Annotated in this window: 15 protein-coding genes; 1 reads left to right on the top strand and 14 read right to left on the bottom strand. The window is 47.4% G+C overall.

Annotation, left to right across the window (positions count from 1 at the left end; all coding sequences use genetic code 11):
• Positions 1-15: 15 nt before the first annotated feature.
• From obgE to HMPREF9334_RS02175, 12 genes are all read right to left on the bottom strand, one after another.
• Positions 16-1,299, bottom strand: a complete 1,284-nt coding sequence (gene obgE, locus HMPREF9334_RS02225; RefSeq protein WP_006691871.1) for a GTPase ObgE — start codon at positions 1,297-1,299, stop codon at positions 16-18.
• A gap of 111 nt (positions 1,300-1,410) precedes the next feature.
• Positions 1,411-1,713 (bottom strand): 50S ribosomal protein L27, encoded by a 303-nt coding sequence (gene rpmA, locus HMPREF9334_RS02220; protein ID WP_006691870.1) that lies wholly within the window; start codon positions 1,711-1,713, stop codon positions 1,411-1,413.
• The gene (locus tag HMPREF9334_RS02215; RefSeq protein WP_006691869.1) at positions 1,710-2,030 is read right to left on the bottom strand and encodes a ribosomal-processing cysteine protease Prp; all 321 of its coding nucleotides are present in this window, start codon (positions 2,028-2,030) and stop codon (positions 1,710-1,712) included. Before HMPREF9334_RS02215 ends, rpmA begins: the two co-directional genes overlap by 4 nt.
• A gap of 3 nt (positions 2,031-2,033) precedes the next feature.
• On the bottom strand, positions 2,034-2,345 hold the full coding sequence (gene rplU, locus HMPREF9334_RS02210; protein ID WP_006691868.1) for a 50S ribosomal protein L21: 312 nt from the start codon (positions 2,343-2,345) through the stop codon (positions 2,034-2,036).
• A gap of 235 nt (positions 2,346-2,580) precedes the next feature.
• The gene (locus HMPREF9334_RS02205) at positions 2,581-3,294 is read right to left on the bottom strand and encodes an HAD family hydrolase (RefSeq protein WP_006691867.1); all 714 of its coding nucleotides are present in this window, start codon (positions 3,292-3,294) and stop codon (positions 2,581-2,583) included.
• A 215-nt stretch (positions 3,295-3,509) separates the two neighbouring features.
• A complete protein-coding gene (locus HMPREF9334_RS02200) occupies positions 3,510-3,965 on the bottom strand; it encodes a single-stranded DNA-binding protein (RefSeq protein ID WP_006691866.1) in 456 nt (151 codons plus the stop codon).
• Between the two features lie 184 nt (positions 3,966-4,149).
• A complete protein-coding gene (locus HMPREF9334_RS12860; RefSeq protein ID WP_425358153.1) occupies positions 4,150-4,233 on the bottom strand; it encodes a DUF7129 domain-containing putative zinc-binding protein in 84 nt (27 codons plus the stop codon).
• A gap of 45 nt (positions 4,234-4,278) precedes the next feature.
• A complete protein-coding gene (locus HMPREF9334_RS02195; RefSeq protein WP_006691865.1) occupies positions 4,279-6,561 on the bottom strand; it encodes a DNA topoisomerase 3 in 2,283 nt (760 codons plus the stop codon).
• Positions 6,562-6,628: 67 nt separating this feature from the next.
• The gene (locus HMPREF9334_RS02190) at positions 6,629-6,979 is read right to left on the bottom strand and encodes a hypothetical protein (RefSeq protein WP_006691864.1); all 351 of its coding nucleotides are present in this window, start codon (positions 6,977-6,979) and stop codon (positions 6,629-6,631) included.
• Positions 6,980-6,993: 14 nt separating this feature from the next.
• Positions 6,994-7,911, bottom strand: coding sequence for a pentapeptide repeat-containing protein (locus tag HMPREF9334_RS02185; protein ID WP_006691863.1), 918 nt, complete (start codon positions 7,909-7,911; stop codon positions 6,994-6,996).
• 33 nt (positions 7,912-7,944) lie between these two features.
• A complete protein-coding gene (locus HMPREF9334_RS02180; protein WP_006691862.1) occupies positions 7,945-8,331 on the bottom strand; it encodes a hypothetical protein in 387 nt (128 codons plus the stop codon).
• Between the two features lie 7 nt (positions 8,332-8,338).
• Positions 8,339-8,662, bottom strand: coding sequence for a hypothetical protein (locus tag HMPREF9334_RS02175; RefSeq protein ID WP_006691861.1), 324 nt, complete (start codon positions 8,660-8,662; stop codon positions 8,339-8,341).
• Between the two features lie 49 nt (positions 8,663-8,711).
• Here HMPREF9334_RS02175 and HMPREF9334_RS02170 point away from each other — a divergent pair, with 49 nt between their 5' ends.
• A complete protein-coding gene (locus tag HMPREF9334_RS02170) occupies positions 8,712-11,951 on the top strand; it encodes a MobA/MobL family protein (RefSeq protein WP_169311778.1) in 3,240 nt (1,079 codons plus the stop codon).
• A gap of 65 nt (positions 11,952-12,016) precedes the next feature.
• On the opposite strand, the gene HMPREF9334_RS02165 is transcribed toward HMPREF9334_RS02170, so the two are convergent.
• Both HMPREF9334_RS02165 and HMPREF9334_RS02160 read right to left on the bottom strand, forming a co-directional pair.
• Complete coding sequence (locus tag HMPREF9334_RS02165; protein WP_006691859.1) at positions 12,017-12,532, bottom strand: hypothetical protein; 516 nt, start codon at positions 12,530-12,532, stop codon at positions 12,017-12,019.
• Positions 12,532-13,137 carry a recombinase family protein gene (locus HMPREF9334_RS02160; RefSeq protein ID WP_006691858.1) on the bottom strand — a complete coding sequence of 202 codons (606 nt, stop codon included), beginning with the start codon at positions 13,135-13,137 and terminating at the stop codon, positions 12,532-12,534. Before HMPREF9334_RS02160 ends, HMPREF9334_RS02165 begins: the two co-directional genes overlap by 1 nt.
• Positions 13,138-13,140: the final 3 nt, after the last annotated feature.

Below are 13,140 nucleotides of genomic sequence, written 5' to 3'. Positions count from 1 at the left end.
CCTTTCCTCCATTTCTCAGTCTTGATAGTCGAATTCCATATCCCCGATACGAACCGTCATGCCCTCTTTGATACCGCGTGCACGCAGCTTTTCGTCCAAGCCTTTGAGACGCCAGATATACTGAAAGCGACGAACGGCTTCATCGTTGTTGAAGTTTGTCATAGCAACGAGCTTTTCAAGTGCCTTGCCGGACACGATGAAGTCTCCCGCATCATTGCGTGAGATCGTTACCTTCTCGTCATCTTCGGCATTTTGATCGAATACGGCAACATCATCTTCCTCTGCTTCGGGTTCGGGCACATAGGCATCCAGCCATGTACCAACGTGATCGATGAGCTCCTGTACTCCTGTGCGTGTTGCGGCAGAAATTGCAAAGAACTCTATCCCCTTGCGCTCAGCAAGCTCCTTCAGACGCGGCAAATGCTCCTCGGCAGAAGGCAGGTCAATCTTATTTGCGACGAGGATCTGTGTGCGTTTTGCGATCTTCTCACTGTAGCGCGCAAGTTCCTTGTTGATCTTGTAATAATCCTCGACGGGATCGCGCCCCTCAATGCCGGAGGCATCGACAATGTGCAGAATCAGGCGCGTGCGTTCCACATGACGCAGGAAATCGTGCCCAAGACCAACGCCATCTGCGGCTCCCTCAATGAGCCCCGGGATGTCTGCCATGACGAAGCTCTTTTCATAGTCCGTCTGCACAACGCCGAGCACGGGCGTCAATGTCGTAAAATGGTAGTCCGCAATCTCAGGGCGTGCGGCAGAGCAGGATGCAACGAGGCTCGACTTGCCGACGCTCGGATAGCCGACAAGACCGACATCGGCGAGCAGTTTTAGTTCCAGCCGCAGCTTGCGGCTTTCGCCCGGCTCGCCGAACTCGGCAAACGACGGTGCACGGTTTGCAGAGTTTGCAAACTTCGCATTGCCGCGTCCGCCGCGTCCACCGCGTGCAATTACAGCCTCCATGCCGACCTCAGTGAGATCGGCAAGTACCTCCCCCGTCGCATCATCCATCACAATCGTACCGGGCGGGACATCGACATAGAGATGCTGGGCGTTTCTGCCAAACTGGTTCTTATGTTCGCCGTTTTCACCGTTCTTCGCGTTAAACTTACGATGAAAACGAAACGAGAGGAGCGTATTCAGGTTGCGGTCGGCGCGGAAGATGACATCCCCACCGCGTCCGCCGTCTCCGCCCGACGGACCGCCCTTTGGCATAAATTTTTCATGGCGGAACGCGGACTTTCCATGTCCGCCGTCTCCTGCCTTCACCGTGATCTGTGCGCGGTCTATGAACTGCATACGTCCCCCTACATAAGAAGCTGCTTTCGCAAGTGCAGCATTTCACTTGTGAAAACAGCTTCTAAAAGAGCCTGTACCCATCACGGGCACAGGCATCCACATATGACAAAGTTATACAGCGGCCTCCGCAAGCGGATACACACTGATCTGGCGCTGATGACGCCCTTTGCGCTCAAAGGCAACCTTGCCGTCGATCTTTGCAAAGATCGTATCGTCCTTGCCGATGCCGACATTGTGCCCCGGATGGAAATGCGTGCCACGCTGACGAACGATGATGCTGCCTGCTGTCACGTGCGTGCCTGCCTGCTCCTTCACGCCAAGACGCTTGGAGTGGCTGTCGCGACCATTGCGGGTCGAGCTGACCCCTTTTTTATGTGCAAAAAGCTGCAAATCAAACGAGAACAATCTGTTCACCCCTTTACTTCCTGAATTTGAATACCCTTTGGACTGATCTTTTCAATCTCTGCAAGACCCATATACATGGTCCGCAGAATCGCTTCGGTACAATCATTCGGTGACTCGACGAGCCGCATTTCGAGATTTCCACTCGCAATGTCATAGTTGACGGTGCGATGCAGATGCTCCATGATGCCAAGAAGCGCAGATTGGGTTAGAGCAGATACGCCGGCACAGACAATATCCTGTCCGTGCTTCGCCGTGCCGCTGTGTCCGGTGACACGATACCCCGTTATCAATCCATTTTCATTCGTGAGGATTTCAACCGAAATCACGCATTACGCCTCGATCTTCTCGATAACGACCTTCGTGAACGGCTGACGATGACCCTGACGCTTGCGGTAATTGGACTTTGCCTTGTACTTGAAGACCAGGATCTTCTTGCCCTTGCCGTGTGCCACAACTTTAGCCGTCACCTTCGCGCCGTCCACCATCGGACGTCCGACCTTGACGCTGCCGTCGCTCACAACAGTGAGAACCTGATCGAAAACGACAGCCTCGCCCTCGCCCGCCTCAAGCTTCTCCACAAAAATGGTATCACCCTCAGCGACCTTGTACTGCTTGCCGCCCGTCTTTACGATTGCATACATGAAAACACCTCCCTATATGGTTACTCGCCGACTACGGTTCGGTAAGACCGATTCGATGACCTCGTCGTGCGGTTGGGGATGGGCTCACGCCCAACCAGGCTATACGCCTACGTTAGTGGATAATAGCATATTCGTGTAATGCTGTCAACCCTTGATCCACGGTGCTTTCATGTAAATTGACACAGCACATAACTCATGCAGCAGCCCCTTGCATGTATTCCGACGAATTGATTGTCTACCCGCGTACCGCCTTCATAACCACCGAGAGCAGTTTTTCCTCTGAGGGAACTTCGGAAAAAGAAAGCCCTGCTGCGGTTTGTGGTACACTCCGGCCGCGTCGGTTGAACCAGACCGCATTCCATCCTGCTTCTACAGCACCTGCGACATCCAGATCAAAAGCGTCGCCGACATAGAGAAGCTGTGCCCCATCCACCTCCATACGCTCCGCCATCAGCTGAAAAATGCGCTGATCCGGTTTGTGGAATTTATGATCGCCTGAGATGATGATCGTCTCCTCCTTCATCCATTTGGAGATGCCGAGGGAGGCGATTTTTTTTCGCTGATGGGCGGACTCACCATTGGTGATGATACCGAGCTTCACGCGTGTGCGGAGATCGGTCAACAGCCGCATCATGATCGGCGACAGTTTAATCTGATACTGAAGCCCCATGTAGACACGCTGAAATGCAAGTGCCTGCGCATCCGTCGTCTGAACATCGGCCTCCTGGAGTGTCATACGGATGCGATAGATGTAGAACTCATCCATACTGATTTTTCCGGTCTGCGATTCCTCAAACCGCTCATCGCTGTATTGACGAAATGACAGAAAAAGTGCGGGCAGGTCGAACTCGGCGCGCTCCCCATAAAGCCTTCTCATAGCTGCATAGAAAGGCTGCGCCATATCGTACAGCGTGTCGTCAACATCAAATACTACACCTCGTATGTTCATAATGTCCTCATTTCATACAATAGATGCATCAAAAGATGGTGCGTCTGAATTTATCTGAGATTCCCTCAGTTCATTCGAGTTCAACTATACCATATTAACATTGTTTTGTAACCCCTGTATTTCAGCCTTTTTCATTCTTTCTATTCTACGGATTCTCCATATTCTTCATCTTTTTCGAGTTTTTCGGGGTCAAATGAGGGTCAGGGGATCTGTTGTCAAAATGGAATATCGTCGTCATCGGAAGACATGACTTGCCGGAAGAGAGATTCATCCCCCAGCTCCTCCTCCTGGATCAGCTCATCTGGATCCGTTGCCATAGAATTGAGTGCATTTGCATCAACCATAGATGCCTGTTTCGGTGTCAGGAAGTCCACTGTAGCTGCAACAACCATCGTTGCGTATCTCTTTTGTCCATTTTTATCGTCATAAGACTTTGCGTCCAACCGACCGGATACACTGACAAGCTGTCCCTTGGATAAGTGCTCCTTGCAAGTTTTTGCCAACGCTCCCCATACCTCGATCTGGAAATAGTTGACGGGATAATTTCCCTTTTCATCTTTTTTGAAGCTCTTACGAACAGCAAGCGGAAAATGAATAACGTATTTGCCACTCTGCGTAATGTGTTCGCTGATTTCCGCTCCGAGACGACCGCTTAATGCAACTATATTCATGATGCTCCTCCTATGAATAGTTTAAGAATTATTGTGATACTTTTACGAACTGAAAACAGATTTGATGTATGTATATGAAGGTTTTAGTATGAATTGTGATGCGCTTATGACATTTTCATAACCTATTAGGAAACCGTCTGATGGTTTTCAGATTTTCTCCTAACAGGTTATGAGAACAGCTTCCTCATTTCGTCTGTGCGCCACATTTGTCGCACGCGCCGGAATGATCCTGACGATGCCCGCAGTTTGGGCATTCATATATAGCCATATGCACCATTATATCTCACCTCCTCCCTTCTGTTCCATGTCTCCGTCATGGAAGATCCGGAAGACCACTTTTATCCCAGATTGGGGCTGCTCCGCAGCGATCAGAGCAATACCAGAAATACGCACCTTTTTTCTTCTTACTCTCAGCTCTTCTTAAATACCCCTTTCCACATCCAGGACACTTCACAATCACAGGCTTATCCTTATGGTCTGCAAATGTAGCATTGCAGCCCTCCCGATCCTCACATGACCAGAACGTCCCGAATTTTCCTTTGATTTGACGTAATTTCTTTCCACAGGATGGGCATTTATCTGTATGCCGTTCTTCTTTCTTGACGGTGAAATCAGGCTTTCCTTTTTTATCTGGTGCCGTCGTTTTACAGTCCGGGTAGCCAGAGCACCCCCAAAAATTACCCAACTTTCCTTTACGAAGACGCATTGTCTTTCCACAGTTTGGACATATTGGAAGATCCTTGTTGGTCTGCATCTGCACATTCTTCGCATCAGTAAGCAATGAATTGAGAATATCGACTTGCTTCGTCAAAAAAGAATTCAGAGGAATAGATCCATCTGCGATGCGATCCAGATCGGCCTCCCATAATGCCGTTGTATCTGGATATGTAATTTTGTCCGGCAATATGGATATGACCATGCGCCCCATGTCAGTAGGGACGAGAAATTTTTTCTCTGTTGTGACAAAACGGGCTTTCTTCAGTCCCTCAATAATTCCAGCACGCGTTGCCTCTGTGCCGATCCCTTTACACTCCTTTAGGCTTGCTGCCAACTCCTTATCCTTGACGTATTTATGGATCTCCTTCATTGCCTGAAGTAGCGTAGCATCTGTGAAACGCTTCGGCGGTGTTGTAATTTTCTCCTTGACTGTCCCCTGTTCATAACGTACAACATCACCTTCTGCAACGGCTGGAAGGACAGGAGCCTCCTCATCATTGTCATCCGAATCTTTTTTTTCCTTCTGGTAGATTTCCTTCCAGCCCATTGCCAGGATTGTTTTTCCGTTTCCTGCAAATTCCTCGTCCGCACAAGAGATCACAACTTTTGTTGCTTGGTAGATATGGATTGGATAGAACTGTGCAAGGTAAGCTCTGGCCACAAGAAGGTAGAGTTTCTTTTGCTCATCGGACAGTTTTGCCATGTCCACAGGAACAGTAGTGGGGATTAAAGCGTGATGCGCAGAGATCTTCGCATCATTCCATGCACGAGATACAATCTGTGGATCAGCACGCTGAGAAAACTCGGCCAGATGATCTTCTTCGATGTTCCCCATGTTTTTTAGAATAACGGATGCATCGCCCATCTGATTGGTCGGAAGATATTCGCAATCTGATCGCGGATATGTTGTCAGCTTCATCTCATAGAGTGACTGCATTGTGTCAAGTACCTGCTGCGGTGTCAGACCGTATTTCCGACCTGCTTCCACCTGCAGCGTGGACAAACTGTATGGAAGGCGCTGTCCCTCCTGCTTTTTCTTTTGCTCGACAACAACAATCTGCGCACCATCTCCATGGTTCGCCGCTGACTGGATTTTTGAAAGAAGACCATCCGCAATATCTTTTGAAAGCAGCCGATTCTCCGAATCAAGCCCTTCCATATCCGGCTTGAACTTCCACATGGTTGGAATCTGACCGTTTTCATGCTGCCAGATCACCTGCAGCGCATAGTGTGTTGTCGGCTTAAAATGTTGTATTTCTTCTTCCCTGCGTACAACGAGAGCAAGCGTCGGCGTTTGGACGCGACCAACATGAACAACGGAATCATACCCAGCATCTCGGCTCTTGATCGTATAGGCGCGTGAAAGATTCATGCCGACGAGCCAATCTGCCTGGCTGCGAGCGAGGGCACTGTCGCGGAGACCGATATAATCCTTGTTGTCGCGCAAGTCTCCAAGCGCCTGTACCACGCTTTTCTGATCCAGTGCGTTCAGAAGAATTCGTTTCACTGGCTTCTTGTTTCCGATATGGAGCAAAACCTCATCAATCAGCAGCTGCCCCTCACGATCAGGATCCCCGGCATTGATGATGTAGTCCGCTTTTTTTGTAAGCTCCTTGATAATCTTAAATTGCTTTGCAGCCTCTTTTTTGACTTTCAGCTTCCATTTCTCGGGAACGATGGGAAGATCATCCATCACCCATTTTTTATAGCGTTCGTCATATTCGCCTGGATCGTATTGCTCCAAAATATGACCAAAACACCAGGTAACAATGTCTTGACCGTTGTTTATCTCGATGCAGCCGTCTTTGAAAACTCCCTTTCCAAGATTTTCTGCAATCGCTCGGCCTAGACTTGGCTTTTCGGCAATAAACAGTCGCATATACAAAGCCCCTTTCAGGATAAGTATATCCCAAAAAGGGGCTTGAAAATCCTATCATTTTTCAAAGTCAGATCAAGTTATATTCCTTCAACTTCTCCAACCCCATGCTTTGGTCGATGTAATGACTCTCGTCATAGTCAAGTGGCCATGATTTTTGCGCTTCAAAGACATGAACGTCATTGGAATCGTCGCCCTCTTCACCTATATGAGATTTAACAAATTCTGTCATTGGTACATCAATAGCTCGTTCGATATATCCCAGCAAAAAAAATTCACGTGTCGGTCCGCCCTCGGTCACAAGTTTCGTAAAATGTTCGTGTCCTTTTTTCACATAGCATTCGGCTTCTACCTGCTCAATGGTAAGCCCGCGCATTTTGATAAAATCATTTAGCTTTTTTGCATTCACCCAGTACTGCATATCAACGCCTCCTATCACCTTATATGATCATTGTTCTTTTTGTAATTGTTACATGCTTCTTGAAATGTTTTTCCCAATGTAATCAGGAACTCTTTGACTGCTCGATCCATATCACGTTCTGCCGAAATACCTTTGATAAAATCATCCAGTCGCATAGAAACCTTTTCGTCCTTAAATAGATCCCGACTCATAATTGTGCGCAACCCCAAATCACAAGTAATATGAACGGTATCTCTTTGGGGAGGCATGATCTGAACCTGCATAAACCGATTTTGCATCTCTGTTTGTTCAAATCGACATTTTTCAACATAACTATCAAGAAAGCCGCTTTGTATGAATTGACATCTCTTAAAACGCGAATGATCAAAAACACATTGCATAAAGGCTACATGCGAAAACTTGTTATCAAAAAACTCGGTATCAGAAAGATTTGCATACACGGGATTCATATCGAAAAAACGATTCCCCGACATTTTACATTGTTTTACAGTGTCGATATTATCAAGGCTTGCTTTATGAAATGCGTTTCCCTCGAATTCACAGGCTATAAATTTGGATTTACTAAAGCGCGTTTCATAAAATTGATTATCAAGCATTAAAGTAGTGGATATGCGTGCAAGAGACAGGTTTGCCTTAGACAGATCACAATTCTCAAAGCATACTTTGAGAATTGCAGCTTGATTCATCTTCGCACCTGTAAAATCACAATCCTTAAAATGCAGCCGTTCCATGGAAACGCCCGATAGGTCGGCTCCACGAAAAATTATGGAGTGAAACGGATGAATTTCATTGGGGGAGCAAAAATCAAATCCACGCAAATCGCAATTTGTAAAATCTGCTTGTTGGCCGGATTCGTGATTCGTTTTCACCCACAGATCATGATCGCTTAGAATCTGGCGCACCTCGTCTGGAGATACCTGCCGTTTTTCCATATATTATCACCCTCGCCGCATTTTTGTCAAAAGCTACTGCATCGTATTTTCGGACGCATAAACATTCTCCTGCGGAGATGGCGAAGAGTCGCCCACAGAAGGATTCTCCTCGGGAAAAGCTTCCGAGGATTCTTCTGCGGATGCTTCTTGCGATGGCAACGGCGGTAATTCACTGGAGCGCGATTGCAGCCATGCAACTACATCCTCAACGGGTATGCGTGCGAGATCAATCGAACTTCTGTTTTTGTTCAGGGCAGCTTGCAGCGCGTCTGTCCATTTTTTATTCTGTGCGTTGTTGATCTCACTCATTTCTTTTCGTATTTTTTCAATACGTTCCTCGGTATCCTTTTTCTTTGTCAGCAAATCCTCCAACTGCTCTTGTTTTTTTGCAAGACGATCCATCGCATTCTTTTTTGCCATTGTAGAATCATTTCCTTTCCGTCTCTGATTGCCCTAAATTATGCATGGAGGCAAATCCACCGGACGCAGCCATTTTCCCATGCTGGCACAAATAGTCGCGGTTCATAACAAACAGCAGATATAGATCGTTCTCATTGTAGGAATCCAGAATACCGGCTTCCTCCGCAATGAGACCGACACGCAAAAGCTTTTCGTATCGAATTCTTTTGCGCTCTTTATCCATATCTGCCGAAACCACATCCATCTGCTTTTTGGTCTCAACCAGCTGCCGCTTCAAGCGTGCCAGTTTCTGCTGATTGCTCTCCACTGCCGCCACATCCTCCGCCGCCAATGTTACGATTCAATCAGAGTATACCATGCACGCTCCCATTTTTTTCAAAATGGGAATCAAGTTTCCCGTTTGTTTCCCACTTTATTGTGCCTGTTTTGATAGAATGGGAGTAACTGAAGTTACTCTAAGCTCACTTATGCATTTCAGCACGCTGAAACGCCGTTCGACCCAATTCTTACGCCGCTTCGCGGGCGAATTTTTTTGTCGGTCGCCTACGCTCCCTGAACCTGCCGTTGGCAGCTTGGCGCTATCGCTTATCGTCGCTCCGCTCCGAAGATTTTCACGACCTGCCGGGGAGAATAAAAGCAGCATGGCTTTATACCATTTTACCGTCAAGAATGACAAGCGCCCAAAGACGAAAACGCAGATTTCAGCCGTCGAACACTCGGACTATATCAACCGTGAAGGAAAGTTTAAGAACATAGATGAACGCCAACCTCAGAGCATGGATAACGTCATCTCATCAACTCGAAAAAAAGACGCGATTGATGGCCGGACTGTTCTGCTTTATTCAAGTCCCTACGGAAAAATCACCAATACAGAAAAAGGGATTGTCGTCACGGATGATCCATCCTATGACACAATCGCCACTGCTCTCATGGTCGCAAAAGAAACCATGACAGAGCCTTTGATAGTGAACGGCAGTCTGGCCTTCAAAGCAAAATGTATCCATGCTGCTCTTTTGTCCGATCTGCCAGTCACTTTCAAAGATGCGAATATGCAGAGCATCCTTGAAAAGAAGCGAAAGGAGAAACAGGATGAACGAGAACGATTTAGAGAACAAGGTGGACGAGTTGTCGTCCGCAAGAACATTCCAAAGCCCGACATTGACGAAAATCAGCGTGGAAATGCCAAAGCTGCTTCCATCGGAACCCTACCCACAATGCGTCAACTGCCCAAACTCTCTGTGGATGGCACTCGATCAGAGGACGCTGCGCTGTTGGTGTCAAGCGATGAGAGTGGTCAGTTGGGACACGACGGAGCCACACACAATACCTTTATGCGATGGGATTTATCTGACGGACGAAAACAGTATGCTCGAGGAACCGCAAGGCGAATCCTAGATAACATCGAAAGCAACATGGATACGATATACGCACAACGTCATGTTGAGTATATCAACCGTGAAAAGGCGTATTCAGAGCGCGGAGATTGCGTCTATAAGCAGCACCATCTTCCAAAATGGGCGAAGGATTCGCCCAGCGTCTTTTTTCGAGCAGCAGACCGCTACTCTCCTAAAAACGCAGCTCGTTATAAAGATCTGGAATTTGCATTACAGAATGAATTGACCCTTGAGCAGAATTTAGAGATCGTCAACAGATTCATCCAAGAGAACCTGCCCGATCACTACTACTCACTCGCCGTACATGATAAAATTGGCGCAATGTCCGATGGGACGCATAATCTTCACGTTCACCTGGTATTCTCCACGCGGCTGGTCGATGAGGTCGAAAAAAAGAAAGAGCGGAAGCGATCCGCTTACTTTCGCTATCCGCTGCGTGAGAACGTAAAAAACAAAACGGAAGAAGCGATGCGCAGCCATGGAGCACCCATAGATCGCAAATGGGCAGACCGTACCTATGTCCCACATTTACGGGCTTCCTATGAAGAAATCGTAAACAGTGTATTGGAGAAGTACGGACACAGCGCAAGAGTTGACCATCGCAGCCTCAAAGCCCAGGAACAGGAAGCCCGCATGAACGGAGATCTTGTACTGGCAAATCTTTTGAACCGTATTCCGGAGGAGCACATCAGTAAGCATGGCGTGCTCGAGGACAGCAATCCGCAGGTGCAGCGCATCAAGCAGTATCGTGTCCACAAGAAAGAATATCAAGACTTGCTTTTTGCTGCCGAGCTTGTTGCACATGGAATGGAGGAAGATGAGCGAAAAGAGAAGACAGGGCGGCTCAAGAAAAACATCAAAGCAGTCGTATCATCAAATGAGTTCATCGAGAGCGAAAATGACGCAACCTCACACATTGGCGAACTGCGGGATAGTTTCGTTGAGGCCGTACATGCCCATGAGCACCTGCAGCGGATGCTTATATCCGTTGCTGATGCACAAGAAAATGCGAAAATCGAGTATATGACGGAGGAGGAGAAAGATGCGTATCAGACGTATAAAAAAATCCTGTCGGACATCCAGCGATGGACGGAATTCAAAGAAAATCTGGAAGAGCCTAAAAATCCGACAGATGAAGAACTGGCCGCCTATCGACAGCTCTTGCCGGCACTCGATGAAAAGCTATCAAACCTTCAACATGATAAATACCTGCTCCAAGATAAAATAGACGCTTTAGAAATCCGATTGAAGAATACGGACATACAGAAACAGATTCAACTAATTACGCACAAGACGTTGCAAGCTAATGCGCAGATTCGCAAAAAACTCACAAAAGCCGAGCAGAACTTGGAAATATCTATGCGGGCATTGGAGCAAGGATTATTCGCAGAAACGCACGCAGAAAATCAGCAGGATACCTACACAACGCATCAGCTCTATTCCATCATACGAAAACGATTTTATGGCTACAAGAAAGAAACGGAGCGATTGCAAAAACAGCTGGAAGCTGCGAAAAAGAAAGTCCTGTCTATGGATCGTGCATTGCAGATGGCAAGCAATATCTATACGAAGGGCGGGCTGAAAAAATTGCGCGAGGATCTCCGAGAATTGAAAAAGCAGGAAGGCTATCTGCAGAACGATCAAGCAAAATTGGAGCAAGATATTGCAGAATTTCGGAAACTGCCAGTTCCGGCATCTGCGGATCGCGACCGATACACAGAATATCAGGAACGATACCGCGCACTCGCTTCTCGTCGTGATGACCTGAATCAAAGAATCCGTGATTTAGCAAACCGCAAGATCGAATTGGAGCAACAGAAAAAGAGGCTGGCAACACAGATTGACTCACCGCAGGGAAAGGCGAAAATCAAAGATATTGCTCTTGGGATCATAAAGAAAAACGCCCCTTATCAAGAACAATGCGATGCGTTGCAGAGGCGCCTGGAACGTGCGACAGAAAAAATGAACCGCGCAAAACTGCAAATGGAGGCACTCGCAAAAGCCGTGCAGGGCGATAAGCAAAACGCGCAACAGTATAAGGTATCTGCCCCTGTAAAAGCCAAAGACAAACCGGCTATCATCGCCGAAGCGGTCTCCGGAAACTCACATTATGCGAGTTTGGTTGCAACCATGCGGGAGGATAACTCTGCGCTCAAAACATGGACGCTCATGTCCGAGGCCGCCAAGGCAGAAGAAGCAAACAAACAAATCTACCGTGATCTATAACCAACATACAAAAAGAAGCCCTTTCTATGTGAGAGGGCTTCTTTGCATCAAGCAGCAAGCGAAATTTAGAACCGTATGCGCGTATTGTAAGTTTTCCCACCTTTTTCGTCAGGGCTGCGCGTCAGCATAATATGTGTCCCTGGCCATGTAATGAGGGTTGCGTATCCGGCATCATCAATGTTACAGCCTTCAACCTGGCCATCGTTGCCGAGTTTTTGAGCGAGACGGGAACGCGTATAATCGAAAATTTCATCCAACAGTTTCTTGTCGTTGGTGAAGAATGCGACTTCTATGCTGATCACATTCGTCTTGTCTCCCATCACTTGGAACTCTTCCCGTAGAGATTTCTTTCCTTCAAGGATCTTCTCAAACAACTGCCAACGAGGCTTTATTTCCTTACGCTTCCAATTTGGCACATCTGTCCATGCCTTTTCAAAGTCTGCGTAAGGCATTCCGCGATATACCTCATAGATCTTCTGGGGATCGTTGGTAACGGCATCCACATCCTCCTGCCATGTTGAGGCAAACGTCGCCGGCATATAGATAAGCATACAAAACAACAACAAAACGATCTTCTTCATCACAGTTCCTCCTTTAAGTCTCCTATCCGTCGATAGAATGTAGACGGCTTCATGTTGGATATACGCATCGCCTCTTTTGTGGTAATCTCCCCGTTTCGCCATTGTTTTACAACATCTTGAAATTCCCTCGTAATCTCGACGCGCGGTCGCCCGAACCGAACCCCTTTCCGCTGGGCAATATTGATTCCTTCACGTTGCCGCATCCGGATTTTGTTGCGCTCCTGTTCTGCAACGTAACTCAAAAGACTGAGAAACTGATCTTCCATCAGTTTCCCCAATTCCCCCATTTCCCGAAATCGCCTACTGTCAAATAAGGATTCCTGCTCCAGTACCACAATATCAACGCCGATATTGCGTGTCATATCCTTCCATTCCTCAATGATCCCGTCATAATCTCGTCCGAGCCGATCTAGCGCGTCCAAATACAGCAGATCCCCCTCACGGAGAACCTGCTTCATCAACTGGTATGATGGTCGTGCAAAATCTTTCCCGCTTTGCCGATCGACAAAAATGAAGCGTTCTTCGATTCCGATGGCCAGCATCTTTTCAATCTGCCGATCAGGATTTTGTTTTTTATCAGAAACGCGGATGTATCCAATCTTCATTTT

The sequence above is a fragment of the Centipeda infelix ATCC 43532 genome (genome assembly GCF_000234095.1).
Taxonomy (GTDB): domain Bacteria; phylum Bacillota; class Negativicutes; order Selenomonadales; family Selenomonadaceae; genus Centipeda; species Centipeda infelix.
The sequence above is the reverse complement of the archived record's forward strand: the minus strand, read 5'-3'. Positions and strand labels throughout refer to the sequence as shown.

Excerpts from the sequence above, each read along its gene's own strand:
- HMPREF9334_RS02180 (WP_006691862.1), bottom strand. The coding sequence starts at position 8,331 with ATGGCAAAAAAGAATGCGATGGATCGTCTTGCAAAAAAACAAGAGCAG.
- obgE (WP_006691871.1), bottom strand. The coding sequence starts at position 1,299 with ATGCAGTTCATAGACCGCGCACAGATCACGGTGAAGGCAGGAGACGGC.
- HMPREF9334_RS02170 (WP_169311778.1), top strand. The coding sequence starts at position 8,712 with ATGGGAATCAAGTTTCCCGTTTGTTTCCCACTTTATTGTGCCTGTTTT.
- HMPREF9334_RS02190 (WP_006691864.1), bottom strand. The coding sequence starts at position 6,979 with ATGCAGTACTGGGTGAATGCAAAAAAGCTAAATGATTTTATCAAAATG.
- HMPREF9334_RS02165 (WP_006691859.1), bottom strand. The coding sequence starts at position 12,532 with ATGAAGAAGATCGTTTTGTTGTTGTTTTGTATGCTTATCTATATGCCG.
- HMPREF9334_RS02205 (WP_006691867.1), bottom strand. The coding sequence starts at position 3,294 with ATGAACATACGAGGTGTAGTATTTGATGTTGACGACACGCTGTACGAT.
- HMPREF9334_RS02160 (WP_006691858.1), bottom strand. The coding sequence starts at position 13,137 with ATGAAGATTGGATACATCCGCGTTTCTGATAAAAAACAAAATCCTGAT.
- HMPREF9334_RS12860 (WP_425358153.1), bottom strand. The coding sequence starts at position 4,233 with ATGGCTATATATGAATGCCCAAACTGCGGGCATCGTCAGGATCATTCC.
- HMPREF9334_RS02185 (WP_006691863.1), bottom strand. The coding sequence starts at position 7,911 with ATGGAAAAACGGCAGGTATCTCCAGACGAGGTGCGCCAGATTCTAAGC.
- rplU (WP_006691868.1), bottom strand. The coding sequence starts at position 2,345 with ATGTATGCAATCGTAAAGACGGGCGGCAAGCAGTACAAGGTCGCTGAG.
- HMPREF9334_RS02200 (WP_006691866.1), bottom strand. The coding sequence starts at position 3,965 with ATGAATATAGTTGCATTAAGCGGTCGTCTCGGAGCGGAAATCAGCGAA.
- HMPREF9334_RS02195 (WP_006691865.1), bottom strand. The coding sequence starts at position 6,561 with ATGCGACTGTTTATTGCCGAAAAGCCAAGTCTAGGCCGAGCGATTGCA.